The 19681-nt window shown below is 71.8% G+C and carries 18 protein-coding genes; all 18 read right to left on the bottom strand.

The annotated features are described in order from the left end of the window. Positions 1-358 precede the first annotated feature (358 nt). The 18 genes from HB662_RS27615 to HB662_RS27530 all read right to left on the bottom strand — a co-directional run bounded on the left by HB662_RS27615 (position 359) and on the right by HB662_RS27530 (position 19548). A complete protein-coding gene (locus HB662_RS27615) occupies positions 359-1111 on the bottom strand; it encodes an ATP-binding protein (protein ID WP_168055069.1) in 753 nt (250 codons plus the stop codon). Positions 1112-1976: 865 nt separating this feature from the next. Next, positions 1977-2183 carry a hypothetical protein gene (locus HB662_RS27610; protein WP_168055067.1) on the bottom strand — a complete coding sequence of 69 codons (207 nt, stop codon included), beginning with the start codon at positions 2181-2183 and terminating at the stop codon, positions 1977-1979. Between the two features lie 2 nt (positions 2184-2185). Further along, complete coding sequence (gene mobF, locus HB662_RS27605; RefSeq protein ID WP_168055065.1) at positions 2186-6367, bottom strand: MobF family relaxase; 4182 nt, start codon at positions 6365-6367, stop codon at positions 2186-2188. 19 nt (positions 6368-6386) lie between these two features. After that, complete coding sequence (locus HB662_RS27600) at positions 6387-6752, bottom strand: hypothetical protein (protein WP_168055063.1); 366 nt, start codon at positions 6750-6752, stop codon at positions 6387-6389. Further along, positions 6749-8518, bottom strand: coding sequence for a type IV secretory system conjugative DNA transfer family protein (locus HB662_RS27595; RefSeq protein ID WP_168055061.1), 1770 nt, complete (start codon positions 8516-8518; stop codon positions 6749-6751). Before HB662_RS27595 ends, HB662_RS27600 begins: the two co-directional genes overlap by 4 nt. A gap of 5 nt (positions 8519-8523) precedes the next feature. Next, on the bottom strand, positions 8524-9576 hold the full coding sequence (locus tag HB662_RS27590; protein WP_168055059.1) for an ATPase, T2SS/T4P/T4SS family: 1053 nt from the start codon (positions 9574-9576) through the stop codon (positions 8524-8526). Next, a complete protein-coding gene (locus HB662_RS27585) occupies positions 9573-10655 on the bottom strand; it encodes a TrbI/VirB10 family protein (RefSeq protein WP_168055057.1) in 1083 nt (360 codons plus the stop codon). Before HB662_RS27585 ends, HB662_RS27590 begins: the two co-directional genes overlap by 4 nt. Then, the gene (locus HB662_RS27580; RefSeq protein WP_168055055.1) at positions 10652-11617 is read right to left on the bottom strand and encodes a TrbG/VirB9 family P-type conjugative transfer protein; all 966 of its coding nucleotides are present in this window, start codon (positions 11615-11617) and stop codon (positions 10652-10654) included. Before HB662_RS27580 ends, HB662_RS27585 begins: the two co-directional genes overlap by 4 nt. Next, complete coding sequence (locus tag HB662_RS27575; RefSeq protein ID WP_168055053.1) at positions 11614-12363, bottom strand: VirB8/TrbF family protein; 750 nt, start codon at positions 12361-12363, stop codon at positions 11614-11616. The genes HB662_RS27580 and HB662_RS27575 overlap by 4 nt, the downstream gene beginning before the upstream one ends. Before the next feature lie 187 nt (positions 12364-12550). Continuing rightward, positions 12551-13456, bottom strand: a complete 906-nt coding sequence (locus HB662_RS27570; protein ID WP_168055051.1) for a type IV secretion system protein — start codon at positions 13454-13456, stop codon at positions 12551-12553. A gap of 6 nt (positions 13457-13462) precedes the next feature. Further along, the gene (locus tag HB662_RS27565; RefSeq protein WP_168055049.1) at positions 13463-13819 is read right to left on the bottom strand and encodes a hypothetical protein; all 357 of its coding nucleotides are present in this window, start codon (positions 13817-13819) and stop codon (positions 13463-13465) included. Then, entirely contained in the window at positions 13816-14511 is a 696-nt protein-coding gene (locus tag HB662_RS27560) for a type IV secretion system protein (protein ID WP_168055047.1), read from the bottom strand. Before HB662_RS27560 ends, HB662_RS27565 begins: the two co-directional genes overlap by 4 nt. Positions 14512-14524: 13 nt before the next feature. Next, the gene (locus HB662_RS27555) at positions 14525-16963 is read right to left on the bottom strand and encodes a VirB4 family type IV secretion/conjugal transfer ATPase (RefSeq protein WP_168055045.1); all 2439 of its coding nucleotides are present in this window, start codon (positions 16961-16963) and stop codon (positions 14525-14527) included. Then, positions 16960-17331, bottom strand: coding sequence for a VirB3 family type IV secretion system protein (locus tag HB662_RS27550; protein ID WP_168055043.1), 372 nt, complete (start codon positions 17329-17331; stop codon positions 16960-16962). Before HB662_RS27550 ends, HB662_RS27555 begins: the two co-directional genes overlap by 4 nt. A 2-nt stretch (positions 17332-17333) precedes the next feature. Continuing rightward, positions 17334-17618 (bottom strand): TrbC/VirB2 family protein, encoded by a 285-nt coding sequence (locus HB662_RS27545; RefSeq protein ID WP_168055041.1) that lies wholly within the window; start codon positions 17616-17618, stop codon positions 17334-17336. Then, on the bottom strand, positions 17615-18235 hold the full coding sequence (locus HB662_RS27540) for a transglycosylase SLT domain-containing protein (protein WP_168055039.1): 621 nt from the start codon (positions 18233-18235) through the stop codon (positions 17615-17617). The genes HB662_RS27545 and HB662_RS27540 overlap by 4 nt, the downstream gene beginning before the upstream one ends. A gap of 30 nt (positions 18236-18265) precedes the next feature. Next, positions 18266-18652 (bottom strand): hypothetical protein, encoded by a 387-nt coding sequence (locus HB662_RS27535; protein WP_168055037.1) that lies wholly within the window; start codon positions 18650-18652, stop codon positions 18266-18268. 287 nt (positions 18653-18939) lie between these two features. Beyond that, positions 18940-19548, bottom strand: a complete 609-nt coding sequence (locus HB662_RS27530; RefSeq protein ID WP_168055035.1) for a hypothetical protein — start codon at positions 19546-19548, stop codon at positions 18940-18942. Positions 19549-19681: the final 133 nt, after the last annotated feature.

The raw sequence follows: 19681 nt of genomic DNA, 5'->3' as shown, positions 1-19681 counted from the left end.
CCCGCAACCCCGCCCAGCATTGCAGCAGCAAAGAGTGCCGCGCCGGCTAGAATTGCCGTCCGCCGCGCTAGCATAGGCCCAGCAGTGACCGCTCCCCGCCTGGCAGCTTCCTCGACCCGCCGCAGAAGCTCGGCCTCCGCCTTGGGCGACAGCGGTTGGCGCACGGTCTCCGAAGCCGCCTCTACGCGCCGGACGGCAGCTGGGAACACGACTAGGCTGGACGATAGGGCGGCCAGCACGAATCGCAGCGGGTCACGGCGAAGGCCCCCTGCGTCGATTGCCTCTGACAACTCAGACCTTGCGGCTTCGACGGCCTCTTCGAGCCCTGGCGGTGCAGCCGAGGTGGCGCCCTGGCCGCTCATGGCAGCCAGGGATCGACGGACGCGAACGCGCGCTCCATGCGATCCATCCATGCGCGCACCCCTGCACGGTCGAGTGGCCCAAGTCCGCCTTCGCCGTCGCGGGCGGCCCCAAACCCAAGGCGCCTGCGTTCGATTTCTAGCGCCAGTTCCGACGGATCGAGGCGCGGCATCTCCACTATGAGTGCACCACGCGAGACGGCGGCCCGGAATGCGGAATGACGACGAACGGCGGCGAAAGCCTCGGCGGGGTCGAGGCCGGCGTCCACTCGGGCCAGGTTCAGGACCAGGACCGTCGCGCGCGGCCGAAAGCCGGACGCTTCGAAGGTCGCCAGCGAACTGAGGTCGTCCACTCGTGGCCCAAGGAAGTAGGCAGCAACCGGCGAAATTCCGGCTTCCTCCATGGTTTGCGCCAACGCCGGGAGATCGCCGATCAGACGGGCGAGCGAGGTGTCCCCGCCGCCCATATCAGCAATCGCCGGGAGGCGCTCACGCATCAGGTGTTCGACGAGGGCGCGCAACCATCCGGGCGTTAGGCTGGGGTCCGCTGAAGCAGGCTGTTCGACACCTTCGAAGAAGTCAGTGAGCGTTCGGTTCAGCGGATCGAGAGCCGCAAGGAGGGCCGAGCGCTTTGCTTCGAGCGTCCGTTCGGCTGCCCAGCGCGCGAAGGTGGTCTTGCCGCTGTAGTTTGGGCCGATCAAAAGCCATACGGGCGGGTTCCCGCCCAGATCCGCGACCCGTGGGCGAGCCATAGGTGCGTCCGTCGCAGCCAAAGTGCGCATCGGGGGCAGGCCGACCCGGACCTCAACCTCATCCGTGCTTTCTCGACCCCTCCGAAACAACGATCGAACACCTACTTTCTCGGGGTGCGAAATGATCTCCGGAACCTCTCCGCTTACAGGCATCTCACGCATGGACGGCTTGCCCATTAACTTCACTCCTCAAAATCATCGCTAGCTGGTGTCCACGTTTTCGGACGGATACCGGTGCCGAACCGATGCGCTGAACGCTGCCCGGGCATCGGGCTGGGATCTGCCGGGAGCGGGCTCGGACCCGCTGCGGGAGGCACTGCGCGCGAGACGGAAGCGACGTCGCCGCCTGACCCTCTGGCATCAGGCGTGCGCCGGCTCGTGGCAGCCTTGTCCTTCCGGACGCGCCACCAGGTCTGCCGCACAGTCTCGGACCCTGGCACTTCGCCCCAGCCGTCGAGAACGGACGTGTCGCCAGACTGAGCCAAGGCCGCCACGGCATCGGCAACTGACCGCCAATTCGGCCGCCGAGGTGGGCTCAACTCCGCCGATAAGGCGTCGAATCGCGCCCAGAGCCACTCGTAGAGAGGACTGTGGCCGCCGCCGCCCCGTGCCCCGGACTGCCGCCGGGCGGCCGCGAGGACATCGTTCAGCCCGGTATCGGCGTCCATCTCATTCCGCCGCTTACGCCTACGATCCGTCGGGGGTTCGTCGGGCTTATGTCGAGACACCGTCTGGACTTTGTCGGGGGCACGCTGCGGGAATAGGTTTTTACAGACCAAGTCACCCCTCAGCGGGGTGCCTGCGCCTTCCGTCGCGGGTTCTCGCGTGCCGCTGGGCCGCACTGCCGGGCCATCATCGGGCGCCATCAGCCGGTTAGCGCCTGGCGCTGCCGCGCCGCTCGCTTGCGCTCCTCGCTCTCGTCGCCGCCCTTGCCAGCGGAGGCGTGCTCAGCTTCCGCCTCACCGCGCCCCTGGCGGGCGGCCTTGCCCGCCTCCGCCACGCGGCCCCAGTAGGCGCCCTCACGCTCGCGGACCTTCACCCGCGCCTGCTTCACTTCGCGTTCCTCGGCCATCCTCAAGCTCCTATCCGCGGGCCTTGCCGTGCGCCGGCCCGTTCCCGAATTCGCGCCGGCACGGGCGGCGCCTCCGCCGACCGAGGCGCTTCGGCCTGGCCGTCCGTGTCTCGCCGCAGCGCCGCGCGCAGCGCATCGCGCGCCGCTGCCAGGCCGTGCCGAGCGGCGAAGTCGTTCCAATCTGTGCCGCGGTCGGCCGGCGCAAAGGCGGGTGCCGCCAAGCGCCCGCCGACGGCGGCAGCGGCGGCCCGTGCGCGCTCGAGGCCGACGTTTGGCAGCGGGTCCGTCCGGCGGGGCAGGTGGTGGTCGTTGTCGGCCGCGATGAGCAGCTGTCGCGCCGGATCGCGCGCTCTGACCGCTGTGGCGACCGCTGTGAGGTTCGACGCGTCCAACGCCACAACGGCCTGAAGGCCCGTGACGGCATGCACCGTCGCCGCCGTGGCGAAGCCCTCGGCAATCCAGAGCGGACGCTGCGGCCCAGCGTCCTGGCCAATGGTGAAGAAGGTCCCGACCTTCCGAGCCCCGGGGAGGAGCAGCTTCTCGCCGCGCGCGCCTATGGTCTGCAGGTTCCAAAGATATCCTTCGCCGTCCCGGAGCGGCATGACGAGCCGGCCGTTCAGGTCCTGGACCAGGCCGTGCGAGGCGACCGCCTTCCGCGCCAGATAGGGGTGCGACGGGTCTGCCGGTCGGCAGCCCTCGAGCAGCCAGGCCGCGACTGCGGCGCCGGCCTCCTCCCGTCTTACCCGTTCCGCGGCATGGCCTGCGCGGCGCGCCTCGGCCGCCGCAGCGAGGCGAGCCGCATCCTCCGCGCCCAACGTGACCATCTCGCCGGAGGCGATCCACTTCGCTTTGGCGCCCGTCTTGTAGTTCCAGAGCAGGGCGTTCGGGACGCCCTCGTCGTAGAAAGCCATGTAGGCGCCCGACATGCGTCGCCCTTGGTTACCGTCGACCGGCACGTAGTGCCGCTGGCCGTCCATTGCCGGCGGGCCGCTCGGGCGGAGACCTGTGCGGCGCATCGCCTCCATGAGCTGCGCCTGGGCCTCTGCCTCCGAGATCTTCACTCGCCGGAATGCCGGCCGAGGCGAAGCGGCCGGGGAGGGGGCAGCGGCCCCTATGCTCCGGCGCGCAACCGTCTCGATGCGGGCTGCGACGGCGACGAGGCTGCGGGCGGCCCCGCCCATTGCCGCAGCCAGCCGCGGCAGCGCCCGGTTTGCCTGGGCTCGCTCCAGCGCGCGGCGGAGGGTCGTCGCCGGCGTGCCGGCCGCCTCGCGGGCCTCGGTCCCGCGCAGCGCGCCCTGGAACGCCCGCGCCCCCTCTTTCGCCTCCGCGACCGTGGCCCGGAGCAGGCCGAGCGCGGTCTCTCGCACCGGCTGCCGCGCCAGGTTCCGCGCCACGTTCTCCCACGCCTCGGCTGCCGCGTCGGCCGGGGGCGGTGCGTTCATCGGCCGTCTTTCCGCGGCGTCGCGCAGTTCCGCGCCGGCGGATCCGACGAGCCAGGACGTCACGCGGTGCCGGCTCTCGGCCACGTAGGCCTTGAAGCCTGTGACGGCGCGCGAGCCGCCGGGGAGGGCGTTGACGTGCTCGTCCGAGGTGAGGCCCTGGCTGCTGTCGATGGTGAGGCAGTCGCCGTAGGCGAGCCGCACCCTGCCGGAGCCCTCGTCGCGCAGCTTCTCCCAGGCGACGAAGCCTTCTTTCCCGGCGGCGGTGCGCAGCATGAGCCCGTGCGCGGGCCGGACCTCCGCCACCTCCAGCACCGAGCCGTTGTCTCCAATCGCCGCCGACTTCCCGCGCCCGCCAGGACCGGCGAAGACGCCGCGGGTCCGGGCAAAGAGCCGTACCCGGTCGCCGGCCGCCAGTTGCAGCGTGTAGGCGTTGCCGGCGCCATCGGTCGCGCGCACCGCCAACCGGTCCGGCCCGACTTCGCCACGGGCCTGCCGGCGCGAACGGATGGCCCGCCCGATCGCCAGCGCATCGGCATTGGTCGGCGCCGAGATGGTCACCGTGTAGCCGGCGCCGCCGGCGTCGCGGCGGGCAAGGACGAGGTCGGCCGCGCGCTCGACGGCCTCGCGATAGCCACCCGGCACCAGCTCCGCTGTGCCGTCCTCGCGCTTCATGCCAAGCGCCCGGGTGACGTTCGCCGCGTGCGCCTCGGCGCTCTCGTTGCCCGTGCCGCGAAACAGGCCCGCGATTTCGCGCTCCCGCTCGCCGCGCTGCCGAACGGCCGTCAGAACTTCTGGGACCGCCTTCGGCCCGAGCGCCTCGCGCAGCAGGTCGATCACGGGCCCGGCCTCGATGCTCTGGCACTGGCGCTCGTCGCCGACCGCGACGACCTTAAAGCCGTCCCGCGCCTGGAAGCGCAGCAGGTCGAGCAACTGCCGGGTGCCAACCTGGCCGAGTTCGTCCACTACCACCACTGCGTTGCGGTCAGGGGTAACCGAGCCATCCGCGAGCCCGTCGAGAAGGGGCTGGAGCGCACGGAGGCGCCCGCGCCCGATACCCGCTTCCTCCAGCGCGCCGGCCTGCCGCCATGCGAGCGCCGCGCCCCAGACCTCGCGCCCTTCCGACGTCCAGGCTTCGACCAAAGGCCGCAGGAGGGTCGTCTTGCCGACACCGGCGGCACCGACGGTGACGGCGAGCCTCCCGCCTTCGCCGAGGGCGCGCGCTGCGGCCTTCTGCTCATCGGAGAGGGCGATGCCGCTGCGCTGTGCCGCCTCGGCCAGCTTCCCCGACGACAGCGCGCCGCGGCGATCGACGCCAGCGGCGCGCGCGAGGCGCACCAGCTCCTCCTCCTGGTCGCGGTGCAGCGCCGTGGTGACGCGGGCGCGCCCATCCTCAGGCCCGCCTCCTCGCCAGATGAGCGACGTCCTCCTGCCGTCCTGCTGGACGCCGTCGCGCGCTATTGCCCGCGTCACTGCCAGTACGTCGCCGGCCGAGGCGGCCCCGGTAGAGATCAGTCCTCGCGCCGCCGCGGCTCGGACGTCGCCGGAGACCAGGACCGCCCGCTTTGCCAGGTCCCGGCCGAGAAGCTCGCCGGCCACCTCGCGCGCCGCGGCGACCCGTTCGGCATCCGGCAGGGCAGGGGAGGGCGGTCCCGCCCGGACGGCGGACCGGTGCGACCAACCCAGCGCCTCGGCCTGGGCGCGCCACGCGTCCGCGTCGGCCAGGTCGTCGCCCTTGCCTTGACGGCTCGCCTTTGCGCCGCCCTTGAGGAAGGCGACGCGCGCCTCCTCCGGCATGGCATCCCAGTCCCGTCCGCCGCGCGCCGCGTGCTCGCGCGCCGCAGACTGCGCGTCGCGCGTGCGCTGGCTGAACTCCTCGCAGACCGCCTCGGGAATGCAGGGAAGGCGGGCGGCGAGGGTGCGCTTGTCGAGCTCGACCTCGACGCCGATGGCCCGCAGCCGGCGTGCGAGCATCGCCTGGTAGACCGCGCCGAACTCGTGAATCCGGTCCCGCATGAGATCCCGGTTGACCGACAAAACGCGCCCCGAGGTGGTCACCAATAGGTTCGGCACGACGCAGTGCGAGTGCAGCTGCGGGTCTCCAGCGCGGGGCAGGGTGTAGAGCTCCGTGGCGACGACGCCGGTCGCCGGGTCCGGCCGCGTCACCTCTACCGTCGGCCGCGCAGTGAAGTGGTCCACGGTGATCCAGGCGAGCTTGCCGCGCTCACCGTCGCGGGCCACGCCGATCTCCCGCTCGATATAGGCCAGCGCCTCATCGCGGGCATCGCGGTGCGCTTGGAGGATGCTGTTCCGCTCGGCGTCAGTTTCGGCAAAAGCCCAGGCCACGCTGACCGACTTCGGTGCAGAGAAGCAGAGGTCGACGCCGGCGATCCGGTGCCGCTCGGCACCGCCATCCTCGGCCTCGTAGCGGCGGATGCCGCGTTGATGACCCTCCATCTCCTCCCCGAGCGCCGAGCGCCCGCCCAGAAGGTTCGCTAGACGTTCCTTCGAGAGCGTCTCGCCGGGAGTTATCCCCAGGACTCTGGCGGAGACCGGATCGATGTCCTCCCGCGCGATCGGGATCGAGCCGAGCCCTTCGGCGAGGGCCTCATCCGGGCTGCCGGCGCGGGCGTAGTAGGCGGCCATGCGCTGCTCGGCCTCGTCCACGGTCCGCTCCAGCAGGTGGAGCGCGTAGGCATTGGCGGCGGAGGGCGCCCCCGCAACGAAGGTGCGGTAGGTCAGCACGGAAAGGGCTCGCAGACGTTCACCGCGCGGGCTCCCGCGACATGGCCTGACGAGCGCCGCGCGCCGCCGCCTCCTCGACTGCCTCCGGCAGGCCGGAGAGCGCCTGCGTGGTGCGCGCCTGGGCATCCGTCATGGCGGTTAGCGCGGCTTCGACTTGGCGCAGCGCCTCGGCCAGTTCGGAGCCGCCCGCGTCCTCCGCGGCGGCAGCCTCAAGGATTCGCTGTAGCATCTCGCGGTGCGTGCCGAGGATCGGGACGAGCCCAGCGACGGTGGCGACCACGCTACGCAGCGCGTCCTCGATTCCGTCCAGCCGCGTCGCGGCCTCAGCTTGGCCGGTGAGCAGCGCATCCAGCTTGCGGGACAGCAGATCCGTCGCTTCGTTCATGGCGCGCCCCCCGCGATGGCCGGCGCGAAGCGGTTCTCGGCGACAAGCGCTTGCAGCGCGGGGCGGCGGAAGTAGACCGCCGCCCCGCAACGCAGGGGCCGCCCGGCGGGGACAAGGACGATGCGTTCGTCGCGCGCGATCTCCTGCAGCACCTCGAAGGGCTTCGCCAATTCCCGGCCGATCTCGTGCTCGTTGAGGTTTGACCCGCGCGAGCGGGAGCCCAGTTCCAGGCCGCGCGCGCTCGTGCCGCTGTTGGAGCCGCGGCTGACGGCGACCGCGCCGAAGGTGCCGAGCGCGGCCGACAGGTCCTTCGCCGTGGCGAGCGACTGCACGCCGCCGTAGGCGCGCCAGGACACGCCGTCGAACCAGGATTCCCGGCCCGGCCGGCCCCAGACCTCCTCCACCTGGCCCTCGGACTGGTAGAAGAGCTGCAGCGTGATCCGGTACTTGCGGCCCTGGTCCCGCGCGACCTGGAGCGCGGCAAGCGGCCCGAGCAGCACGGCCTCGTCGATCGCGAAGAGCACGCGCCCGTCGACCACGCCGTCGGCGGCCATCACGGCGTCGAGCAGCGAGCCGACCACGACGCGCGCCACCGCGGGCGTCTCCTTCAGCGCGTCGAGCGGCACCTGGAGGAAGACCGAGAGGTCGCCGCGCGCCAGGTCGCGCGCGTCGAAGGCGTCGCCGCTGACCATCTCGGCGTAAGCGTCGGCCGACAGCCAAGCTGTGTCGCCGGTTGCGTTGAAGTAGGCGCCGGAGAAGGTCTCCGGCACCAGGTTCATCAGTGTGCCAGCCACGTCGCGTGCCATCGGGCTGTTGCTGGTGGCGTGGATGCCGGCGAGCACGTCGCGCAGCTCGGGCTCCGGCAGGGCGACGCCGCGACGCAGGCGCCGCAGCGTCTTCTCCTCCGGCGGCACGGCGTCGTCCCACATCATGTGGGCCAGCAACGCGGTGACGATGTCCCGGCCCGCCGCCTTCCAGCGCTGCGCGTTGTCGTCGGCGCGAGAGGGGAGGGGCCCGACGACCCGCTGCGCGACCGCGCGGACCTTCATCTCGGCCAGCGGCTCGCCTGTGTCGATCGCCGCCAGCACGTTGAAGCCAGACCCATCCCCGACCCGCAGCTGCACGACCTGCTGCCCCATGTCGGACAGCGCGCCTTCCAGCATCGGCCCAAGCTCTGCCGACGGGTCCATCACGACGCGCGACTTCCGCCAGGTCAGCAGCGTGGCGACGAGAGACGTCGTCTTGAATGCGCCGGAGCCGGCAAGGACGATCGAATGCGTCGGTCCCTCGCGGCAGGGATCCACCAGCAGGGCTGCCGCCCCCGGTGCCTCGCCGAGGTCGAGCCGCGCGGCCTCGCCCACCACGACGCCACCGACGTCGGCGTCCGGCCCCGGGAAGCGCTCGCGGGCCTCCGCCATGTCCATCCAGCGCGCCGCGCCATGGTTCGCGGTCGCGCCGCGGCGCGGCTTCCGCGCCAGGCCAAACGCTTGGCGCAGCCGCGTCCGGCCAAGCCATCCGGCCCGCGCTAGGATCGCGGGGGCGAGAAGGCCGGCTGCGGCGCCACTCCAAAGCCTGCTGCCGAGCGCCTGCCGGAGATGGTCGTCCAGCGCATAGGACCACCAGGCCCAGGTCCAGCCCAGGCCGGTGGCGAAGTGCGGGTGCTCCCAGAGGCCAGCCAGGACGAGCGTGGTGGCGCTGGCGATCGCAGTCCATCCGGCTGCGGCGATGGCGAGGGCGGACGTGCCGGCGAGGAGGAGCCCCTTCATGGCGGTCAGTCCTGCGCCAGGAGGTCGGCGGCGGTGTCGCCGCGGCGGGCCGCGTCGTCCTTGAACCAGACCTCGCCGATGCGGAATGCGCCTGCTTCGGTTCGCAGTGGGATGATCACGTCCACGGCGTCGGCGATCATCCGGGCGAGGCGAGCATCATCCATGGCGCCGCCGCCGGGCGTACCCTTGCAGAGCGCGAACATCCGGCGGAACGCCTCCGCCGGGTTGCGACCGTGGATCGTGGTTGGGCTGCCGGGATGCCCGGTCATGATGCCGTTGAGGTAGACCCAGGCCGCTTCGCCGGTCCGGACCTCCTGCAGGGGGATCCGGTCGGGGCGCATCCGGAGCGCCGCGACCATCAGGTCCTCGGCTGTCGCCGAGCCCGCGCCGCCGTGGCTGTAGAGCAGGCGGACGTTGTTCGGCTGCGGCACGACCAATTCGGCGGCGTCCTCGACAGTAACGATCCGCTCGCCTTCCGGAACCTCGCGCATCAGGGACTTGAAGAGCGTTGTCTTGCCGCCGCCGGTGGCGGCGCACATCCAGACGTTCAGCCGCGCCCGCATCGCCTCGGCGAGGAAGCCGGCCGCGTCGCCCGCATCGAAGGCGGCAAGCACCCGGCCCGACGCAGCGGCCCGCCGGTCATGCCGACGATCCCAGAGATTCCAACCCTCCGTCCGATAGCGCTTGGAGAGATCCTCCAGCGGCGCCGCGCCGTCGCCCGGCCGCCGCCAGGTCAGACTGACGGTGCCGGTGGGCACGGCGGGCGGCAGGCAGGCCTGGAGCCGTAGCAACGCGCCGCCCGGGCCAGGAGCCTCCGTCGCCAGCAGTGGTGCGAACCAGCCGACGTCCTGCCCGCGCAGCGCCGCCGAGAGAATCGCGACGCCTTCGAGCGTCGGGAAATCGAGTTCGGGAAGGGCATGCCGCTCCCAGGTGCCGTGCCGGCGGACCCAGGCTTCGCCCGGTCCGTTCACCGCCACGTCCTCCGTCTCCGGGTCCTCGAAGAAGGGCGCCAAGGGAGCCGCGGCGTGCGCCAGCAGAGGGAGGGCGGGGCTCGTCATTGGCCTGTGGCCCGCAGGCGGTAGACGTCGCTGAAGTCGAGGTCACGGGCGACGAAGACCGCCTCGGCCTCACCCTGCGGCGCGGTGCCCCAAGGCGGGATGTTCACGGTAGCCTCGAGCGCCTGTGCAGCCGCTCCGCGTCCGCCCGCCTGAAGTTGGAAGAAGTTCAGGCGCTGCCCGCTGCCGTCGCTGCCGGCGGCCGCGTTCGAGGCCGCGATGGCCCCGGCCTGGAGCCCGGCATCGATGAACGACAGCATCACCGCGCCGCCGAAGCGGGCCCAGAAATTCGTGTGCGCATCCACCGCAATGCCGTTCTGGCCAAGGGCATCGGTGCCCGGGCTCGCCAGATCTACGATGACGTGGTCCGGCGTTTCCGCCCGGGTCCACAGGACGAACGCACGGTTGGTGCCGTGCTCAAGGGATCGTTGGATCTGGCCGACCATGCGCGTCCCGGCGCCGAGCAGGACGACGCGACCGGAGGTGCCGTAGACGTCGACAGGCACCGTGCAGGCGACGAAGCCCGGAAGCTGTGTGTTCACTGGCGTGTTCCGAGTGCAGGGCACGACCGCCCCCATGGTGATGGTGAGGTCCGGATCGCGAAGGCGCCGGGCGCGCGTTGGCGGCGTTCGGGTGGCCTGAAGCCGGGTGGCCAGCGCGTCCTCGGCGACCTCCGCGCGCAGGGGATCGCCGCCCCCCGCAGCGCCGCGCCCGTCCGCGACGTCCCGTGCCGCTTCCCACGCCATGATCGGCGCTGCGCGGGCGGGCTGCGTGGCGGCGCGCGACGGGTAGGGGCGGGGTGGCTGCTGCGGCGCGGGCAGGGACGCCGGCATCGAGGCAGGCATCACAGGGAGGGACGGCGGGTCCGGCGGCGGGAGGACCACGCTGCGAAGCGCCCCTGCCGGCCCGGCCGAGCCGCCGATGTCCTCCCGCTGGGCACGAGGCGCGTCGCCGCCGCCCATCCAGTAGAGCACCACGAGCAGGCCGGCGACGCCGGCGACCAGCCCGAGCTTGCTTCCAGCCGAAAGGGGCGCCCGTGCGCCCCCGACGGGGGCGGGCGGCGGGGCGGCGGAGCCGCTCATGATCGGCGTTCCAGCGGCTGGACGGCCTCACGCACAACGCCTGGCGTGACGGTGCCGGTCCGGTCGTCACGCCCGGGCATCCCGAGGCCGAGGTTCAGGATGCAGAGCGCCCGGCCGGCGTCGCGCAGCGTGAGCCGCGGCGCTCGGGCATGGACCGTGACCCAACCGCCCGGCCCAGGCGTCACGCCGACCGCGCCGTCGCGGCCGTCTGGCAGCGACGCCTCGACGGCTGGGATGCGCTGACCTGGTGCGAAGCGGAGATGCGTCTGCCGGCCGTCGTCGCAGGCCTCCTGCGGCGCCAAAGCGGCGTCGCCGCGGCCGGCGAAGCGATGATGCACCCCGGCTGCGGCGCTGCACGGTGCCGCGCTGGCCTGCGCGAGGCGCTCGCGCGCGGCGCGCTCCTGGCGCGCCGCCGCCGTTGTCTCCCACCGTGCCCGGCGGTCGCCTTCCTCGGCGGCGACGTTGCGCAGCCTGACGCTGTAGAAGCCGGCACCGGTGCCGACCGTCTCCAGCTGGAAGCGGTAGCGGGTCGGGCGACCGCCATCGCGCTCGGTGAGCACGAAGAAGGGCTGGGGTACTAGGTCCGCATGCGGCTTCAGGACGACGGTGCTGCCGCGCACCGCGACCGAGAGATTTCCGTCCACTGTCGGTCGGTCCTCGGCTGGCCCGGGACCCTCGGCCACCACACGAACCGAGCCGGCGCGGCCGCCGCGCATCAGCATGTCGTCACTGACCGGCACACCGACGACGCGCTCGCCGTCCGGCAATTCGATGAGCAGGGCGGCGCCGCGCTCGGCGCGCAGCAGCACCACCTTGTCCGTGGTCGCGTTGGCGCAGCGGACGCGCGGGTCGGCCCCAGCGCGGGCGGAACACGGCGCCGGTTCCTCCAGCGCCAGGGCGGGCGCGACGGTGCCGGTGCAAAGGGCTGCGGCAAGAGCGGCGACGCGGGAGCGCGGGATCATCGCATGCTCCCTTCGTCGGTCCAGGAGTACTCCACCACCTGGAGCCCGAGCGGGTTGTAGGTCACGCGCTGCCATGCCGGGATCTCGGGGACCAGTTGGAAGCGGATGCTGGCCTGCCTTTGGGTGACGACCTCGCGCTGGCCCTCGGTCTTCTCGATGCGCCGGAAGCGAACCACGTAGGCGTCCGGGTCGCGGCCAAGGCAGGCCCCGCCCGATGCGCAGCCGAGACCCTCGGAAATGCGCTCGATGCGCACCGTCGTGCGGGAGCCAAAGCGCCGCCACGGGCTTTCGGGGCTCCGGGCGTCCGTACGGGCTTGGAAAGTGTCGCCCGTCGCTCGGTCCGACAGCATGAAGACGATCTGCTGGTCGTCCGCGTGGGTCGCGGTGTTGAAGCGCTCCACGGCGGACACGTAGAGCCAGAGCGTCGAGGCCATCGTCGCCTCGCGCAGGGACTGCGGCACGTCGGACTGGTTGACCGTGGTAGTGTAGGTGCCGTCCGAGTTTATGTGCACGAAGACGGGTACGACCCGCTTCAGGGGCATCGCGGCGACGAGGGCGCCGGCAAGCGCCAGCGTCGCGAGGCCGAAGGTGGAGGCCAGCACCAGGTGGCCGCGCTGGCGGCGCCGGTCGCGGGCCAACTCGGCCTCGTGCGCCGCCAGCACGCGGGCATAGTCCTCCGCAAGCTGGCCGGACGGCACGAGCGCCGCACGACTGGACTCTGGCGGGAAACCCGTGGCGGCGCTCACTCAGGCAGTTCCCCGGGTGCCGGCGTCCAAAGCCCCGGATTGAGGGCGAAGGCCGTCCCGGAACAGGACGCGGCCACACGGTCTGACGAACATGCCGATGTGAAGCAAAGGGCAAATATGAACGCGGCCAGGGCTTTACGCATGGCGGCGGCTCCAGATCCTTCAGGGGGGAGGGGAGGGTGCATCATCAAGAGCGGCCCTGTTTGGAGGCGCGCGAAACGGCCGAGGCGGCCCGGCCAATCCGGCCCATGGCGGCACTGGCGACCGAAGCGAGGTTGGACGCGCCCGCATGGACGCCGCTGGAGGCACCCGATCCGACGGAGGCGAAGTAGGGCAGGGCCAGCATCACGGCGAAGTCGATCAGGATCCAGACGCAGAGCTTCCAGAGCGCATCGACCCGCTCGGACAGGCCGGCCGCGTAGGCGGCGGTGCGCTGGACCCACATCAGGGTGCCGGCGAGCATCATCTCGGCCAGCGCCGTGGAGCACAGCGACCAGACGGCCAGGGAGACCAGCTTACCCACCCAGCCGATCACCCAGCCGCGCGTTGCGTCGAAGATCGCTGCGATCAGCAGGAACGGCCCGACCGAGATCAGCAGGGCCGTTGCGACGCGCGCGACAAGCCAGAGCGCGAAGCACAGGCCGATTGTGATGAGCATGAGGCCGTGTGCGAGCGCGATACCGAACTGCGCCCGGATGTTCCATAGGCCGCCTGCTTGCGCGTCGGCTGCGGCCACCACATGGGACGCGGCGTCGGAGATCACGTCGAACCGGCGCGCCGCCGTGACCGTGACGCCACCGCCGGCGAAGGCCGTGGCGACCAGGTTCGGCACCGTCGTCCAGAAGAAATCACGGACGTATTGGTTGTAGGCGCCGGTCTGCAACAGGGCGATAATGATCAGCGCAATTGCCACCCGCCGCACCACCCACCAGAGGTCCAGCCGTCCCGTCCACACCAGCACGGCGGCGACGGCGACCATCAGCATCAGCGCACCACGCATCCAGCCGAGCGCCGTCTGGATGCCAGCCTGGATCGTTCTGTCCAGGAAGGCCGTCGTCATCTGGTCGGAGAAGGCGGCGAACTGCTCGTACACGCCGTATCAGCTCCCCCGCGGGCAGTAGCGGCCGAGAAGCCCGCGCTCGGCAGGCGGCTTGGCGCAGGCAGCGCGTGCGGCATCGAGCAGCATCGGCGTCTCGAATGCCGGCGGAAGCTGCCCGGAGCGGACGCCCGACTGCGCGCCGAGGCGCCTTGCATGGACGCGGTTCTCGGCGATCTCGGCATTGCCGCAGCGCGCGTCGCGGGCGATCCGCGTGTCGTCACGGCACGCCCGCAGCCACTGGGCGCGGGCCGAGGGATTGGCCTCGAACCAAGGGATGTCGAACTCAGCCGCACTGGCCGGCACGCCGGCCAGAAAGGAGAGAGCCAGGGCGAGCAAAACGGCGCGCATGCCGGTCACCAGCCGTTCAGCGCGGGACGGGTCCGCGTCATCCAGTCGTCCACGTCCCGGCGCCAGGCCTGCTCGCCGCGCTGCGTCGTCACCCGGTCGTCGGCCGCGAGCATGAGGCGGATCTGCTCCAGCTGGAGGCGCGATGCGTCGAGCCGCTGCCGGGCCAGGGAGAGCCCGTTTCCGACGGCGACGCCTGCCGTGCCGTCTGGCGCCGCCTCCACCTCGCCCTGCATCACGTCGAGCGAGGAAATCTCCGCTTCGGCGTCCTCGATGGCGGCCTGGGCCATCGCCTTTGCATTCGCGGTGACCCGCTCACGCCGTTCCATCTCGCGCGCCCACTCATCGCGCTCCGCGGGTGCGTAGAGGCGGTCGGCATTCAGCATGGTGCTGGCTTGGCCCCATTCGCCGCTGCGGCCGGCCATCATGTCCGGCACCTGCGTGGCAGGCGGCATGATCGTGCGCGACAAACCGCGGACCGCGCCGGCGACGCCGCCGATCGAGGTCGGATGGGCGATGGCGTCGTAGGTGCGGACGAGCTGGCCGTATTGCTGCCGCAGCTGCTCGATCTGCTGGAGCGCGCGGGCTGCGGTCACCGTCGTCTGTGCCAGGTTCGCGCCATCTATGACGGCAAGCTGGGCGGAGGCCGGCGCGGCGGCGGCCACTGCCAGCGCGAGGGTAAGGGCCATCCTGGTGAGGCTCATGGGCGCGTCCTCCTCATGCTGCGTGGGCGGTGAGCTGCCGGCGGAAGGCCGGTAGCCAGCGGGCGGGATCGGTGCCGTGCTCGCCGACCGCCTCGGCCATGGCGCGCAGCGTGCTGGCGCGGCCGGAGAGGACGGCGACGTGGCCGGGCAGGGGGGTGAGATCGAGCCGCAGGAGGACCGACGTCTCCTCGCGCATCAGCACGAAGGAATGTGGCCCGGCGAGCATGTCGCGGCTGACCGCCTGGAATACGCGCTCGGTGCAGCCGAGTCCGTCAAGGTAGGGGCCGCGTCGCGCATCCGGGTTCCGGTAGAGCGCCCGCGTCTTGCACTGAGCCACCAGTGATGGCCCAACGGGGTGGTCGAGGATGTGTTCCGGCTGCTGCGTGGCGATGTCGAGCGACAGCTCCTGCTTGCGGCCTGTCAGCGCGAAATCCTCGAATCCCTTGTCGAACCGCGCCTGCCGCTGGCCGCCCACCAGGCGGAGGTCGGGCAGGTACGCGCGGAACTCGTCCGCGTGGAGGACAGTCGGTCGGCCGTCCACAACCAGCCCGGCGCGATGCAGCAGGTATGCCGCCATAGCCGGCATGACGGCACCGTCCGGAAGGAGCGCGGTCGGGTCGACGCTGGCGATGGCCCCGCCAAAGTCCAGTAGGTCTGTCTCGCCGTCGAAGGCCCATCCAAGCGGCCCCCCGCGGCACCACTTCTCCAGCCTTGCGCCTGCCCCCGTGGGGTCCGTGTGGCCGAGGAACTCCCTGACGCCGGCAATGGACCGCAGGCCAAGCGGCATTCGCATGACGAAGGCGACGCCGAGCGCGAGGCGGCGGGTGTCCTCCGGCGTCGGCGCGCCGCGGCCATCGTCCATGATCAGGCCGGTCAGGAACTCGTGCAGCCAAGCGCGCGAGGCCTCGCTATCAGGCAAAGCACGGAGCGGCGCCGCACCGGAGGCCTCGCCGCGGCGTAGCCGTGCAACGGCTCCGCCCATGGCACGGACGAGGATCTCATTGCCGCCATCCTTGTCGAAGACGATCTGCCGGCCGCCGCGCGCGCGCACGAGCGGGTCGAGCATCACCGTCTCGAAAGCCATGTGCAGCGTCTTGCCGGAGCCGGTCGGGCCAATCCGAAGCCGATGGCCGACGTCGCGGAGGTGCCAGGGCGCGTCGTAGGCCGTGCCGGCCGTGGTGCGCGCGCGGTAGAGGGGCCGGCCCCAGTGGTGCCGGGCATCGCCACGCGGTGGCGCGTGGAGGGAGGACATGGCAGCGAAGGCCACGGAGGGCAGGGCGCCCGCGCGGGCCCGCAGCCAGGCGGGCGCGCCCGGCAGCTGCGCCCAATAGGCCGCCTCCATGCCGACATCCTCGGCCGCCAGCACGGCGCCGGCGTCGGTCACGGCCGACCGCGCTGCTGCGGCATTGGCTTCCAGCCCGGCCACGCCATCTGCATGCACGGCGAGCGACCAGTGATGCGAGCCCATGACATGCTCGCCGCGGTCGATCGCGTCGATGGCGTCGTCGAGCTCGTCCCGCAGGGAGGCGGCGCGGTCGCCGACATTCTCCATGCGCTGCGCGCGGACGGCGAGCTTGTCGCCCGCCTTGGTCCGCCCGTGGAAGTCGTAGCTGTTGGTCAGCACGAAGCGGAAGGGCAGGGCGAGCAGCGCGTCGAACATCCCGACCCGCCAGCGGTTGGGATAGACGCGGAAGCCCAGCATCAGCCCGTGCGGCTTTTCCACGTCCGGCACGCCGGCGGCTTCGACGCGGAAGCAGGCGGAGGAGCAGACGACGCGGTCGGTGTAGATCGAGGCGCCAAGCGAGCCCGGCGCCACCATCGGCACCCGTGCCCGCCGCGCGTAAAGCGCAAGCCGATGTGCCTCGGCCAGTTCGGAGAAGGCGACTTCGCCCTCGATCCGCACGCCGAGCCGGCGCGGGGCGAGCGGTGCCAGCGCCTCCATGCAAGCGCGGACGCGGTCCTCCAGGCGGGTGACACGCCGGTCCAGCCCGGGACCAGGCCGTGCGGCTTCCTCGCGCGGCTCGAGGCCGAGCATGGCGCGCCAGCCGCGGGCGGCGAAGGTCGGCCGGACCAGCACCGTCAGCAGCCAGGTCGTGGTCATCAATTCGCGTAGGCAGGCGCCGGCGTAATCGCGCGAGAGCTCGGCGCCGTAGGGCGTGGCGTGCTCGGCGGGCGCCGGGCCGGTGAAGCGGGGTGCGTCGTCGTGCCGCACCAAGTGCTCGACGAGCCCGACGTCCTCGTCGGCGATGTTGCGCAGCAGCGCGGCGCGGACTGCGTGCCGGGCGTTCACCGCCTCATCGCCCGCCATCTCGTGCGGGAAGCCGCCGACCTCGATGACGGCGAACACCGAGCCGTCCCGCATCAGCCCGACGCCGTCGGAGATGTGGCCGAGGTGCCGGGCGTAGGTCGTGCCGGCGCGCTCATGCGCCGCGAGCTTGCGGAACTCCATCATCCCGCCATCCCCCGCGGCTCGCGCCGGCGATGGCGCGGATGGAGCGGGAAATGCGAGACGCTGGCGCCGCCCCAGCGGGCGGAATCCAGCGCGGGGCCAGAGGTGCGGCCCCAGGCCATCAGGACCTCGATGGCGTACCAGTCGAAGCTGACCCAGGCCCTCAGCGGCAGGCCGATGGCGACCAGCAGCATTGCCGCATAGCCGACGCCCTTCAGCCCGCCGACCGCCATCTGGACCTCCGCCGCGGCGAAGAGCAGCGGGATCGCCGCCGAGAAGGGCAGCCCGACGAACGGCACCATCGGCGGCCGGGTCGCCCCGAGCGGGATGGGGCCGGTGCGCGGGCCGCGCGGTTCCTCGGCAGCGTCCACGGTCAGAACCCCATCCAGCCGACGATGGTCTGCGCGTTGGCCAGGATCAGGCCGCCTCCGAGCACGAAGCCGGCAAGCCGCAGCGAGCCCATCAGGAACCAGACCAGCACCGCCGCGGCGGCGACGGACAGCATGGCCACGCCGCGCGCGGGGCCGGAGACGAACCACTGGACGCCGGTCGAGAAGGGATCGGCACCGCCGCCGGCCTGCGCCCAGGCCAGCGAGGGCAGGAGGAGAAGCGCGGCCGCCGTCACTGCGGATGCGGTCGCAAAGGATCGGGTCTTCATCGGGTATCTGCTCCCATGGCGAGGCTGCCCCTGAGACGGACGGGTTCGGCGGACGGGGGTGCCTGCTCGTCGGCATCCGCCGGATCGGGGTTCCGCGGTGCTGGCGCGGCGGCGGGGCAGCGCGCCCAGACGTCCCAGGACGGGGCGCAGGCCGCCGGCGCCGGGCCGGGGAGCGGGGCAGGGGAGGGGCGTGCCGGTGCCGCCGCCATGGCCGCCCGTGCCGACACCACCCGGGCGACGTAGCCATTGGCCAGGCCGCGGCTCGGGCTTCCGGTGTTGTAGGCGCTGAAGGCGGTCAGCACGCGCGCGCCGGCGGCGATCGAGCGGCAGGGGTCGAAGGCGTCCTCGACCGCGAGCCCGAGCCAGCCGAGGTTGCGGCTGTTGATCTGCATGAGGCCGAGATCGACGGACTTGCCCGCCTCGATCAGCGCGGTTGCCCGCGTCGCGGCTTCGGCCGGCGTCGCGGAGCGGACCGGCGCGGCGCCTCGCTCATTGATGCCGATGATCAGCGGGTCGAGCCCGCTCTCGACGCGGGCGATCGCGGCGAGGGTTTCGGGCGCGACGCCGGGGGCGCAGGCCGCGGCAAGCTCGAGGAAAGCGGCGAGTTCGAGGATCACGCGGCCACCGCCCGGCCGCGCCGCGCCGCGTCAGTCTGGTGGCGGCGACCCGGTGTCGTCCTCGTCGGGTTGAGGCGTGTTGGTAGCGCGGACGCGAGAGTCCGTGGCGCCGGCGGGCAGCAGCGACTTGAAGCGTGCGAGCTTCGGGCAGCCGTCGTCGTAGAGGGGAATGGGCAGAGCGAAGCCCAGGTCGTCGCGAAGGAAGCGGCGCAAGCGGTCCAGGTCGCGCCAGGCGCGCACGCCAGGGCCGCGGAACAGGGCAATGGCGACGTAGCCGCGGCGCCAGGATGGAAGGATGTAGGGGACGTGCTCGACCCCGCCTCCCGCGTCGCAGTAGGCGACGACGACGACGTTCTCGATTGTGCCGCCGCGGGCAATGCCCCCGCGTAGATCTGCCTCGCCGAGCGTGTCGCCCACCGTTCGCCCGCGCCTCGTCCCGAATCGGCCGGGAGGCTAGACCGCACCGGCGTCGACGCGAACTGGTTCATTCGGCTGGCGCGGGTGGCGGGCTCGCTGCAAATGACCAAATTTTGCACTTCGGTACGCCATCAGTGGAGTTGCGATAGGCAATGCTACCACTGGTGGCAAAAGTCTCTCAAGAGACAATCATCTGTCGTTGCGTGCGCAAAGCATTGAAATGCGGTCACTCCGGCGTGTGGAACAAAACCGGATTAGCAAAGACGGTCAGAAACGTGAGACCAGACTCAGGAGAAGCGCCGCGAGGAAGCAGTGGCAAGTGGGGGAGCCAAGTTAGCTGCCGTATTGCGACGCGCCGACGACAAGTCGTCGTTACCGAGCGGAACCGGCCAAAAGCACTCGACTGCACCCTCTTCGCCCCGCAGCGCCAGGAAGACCACGCGCCGCACTTCCCCGCCTTCGCCCGTTTCGACAGCGAGCCGGAACATCAGGCCGTCCGCCCCGCCGGCGTCTCCTAGGACCAGTGCCAGCTGCTGTGCCTCGCTCTCCTGTTGGCGCAGCGTGCGCTTGCTCGGCTCCTCTGCGTCACCGCGGAAGAAGCGCACCGGCACGCCGTCGATGAGAAAGACGAAGTGGTGCGTGGCATCGAGCACGGCGAGCCAACGATAGCGGCCGCCCTCGGCCGCCTGGCGCAGGCGGTTGCGTGAGAAAGAGTAGGCGCGGCAGCCGATGGACCAGGCGTCGTCGCCGGCCCAGGGATCGGCCATTGCCACCGCGTCGGCACGCCCGCGAGCGAGGAGGCGTGCGCAGGCCGAGAGCCGCTCCTCTGTCAACGCAGAGTGCAGATCCCACGGAAGGCGCGCGTCCCGGCGCCGTGGCTCGGCCTGGTCGTTCATCGGGGTCAGGATAGCCGAGAATTGACGTCCCCGTCGCGCTCTCTGCGCCGTCTGTGGATCAAGCCGAGGCCTCCAGCGGTGGCGGGAACGATACGGCAGTGCGGTCGCGGGACCGCACCTCACCGGTCGTGAC

The organism is Falsiroseomonas frigidaquae (assembly GCF_012163145.1).
Lineage (GTDB): Bacteria > Pseudomonadota > Alphaproteobacteria > Acetobacterales > Acetobacteraceae > Falsiroseomonas > Falsiroseomonas frigidaquae.
The sequence above is the reverse complement of the archived record's forward strand: the minus strand, read 5'-3'. Positions and strand labels throughout refer to the sequence as shown.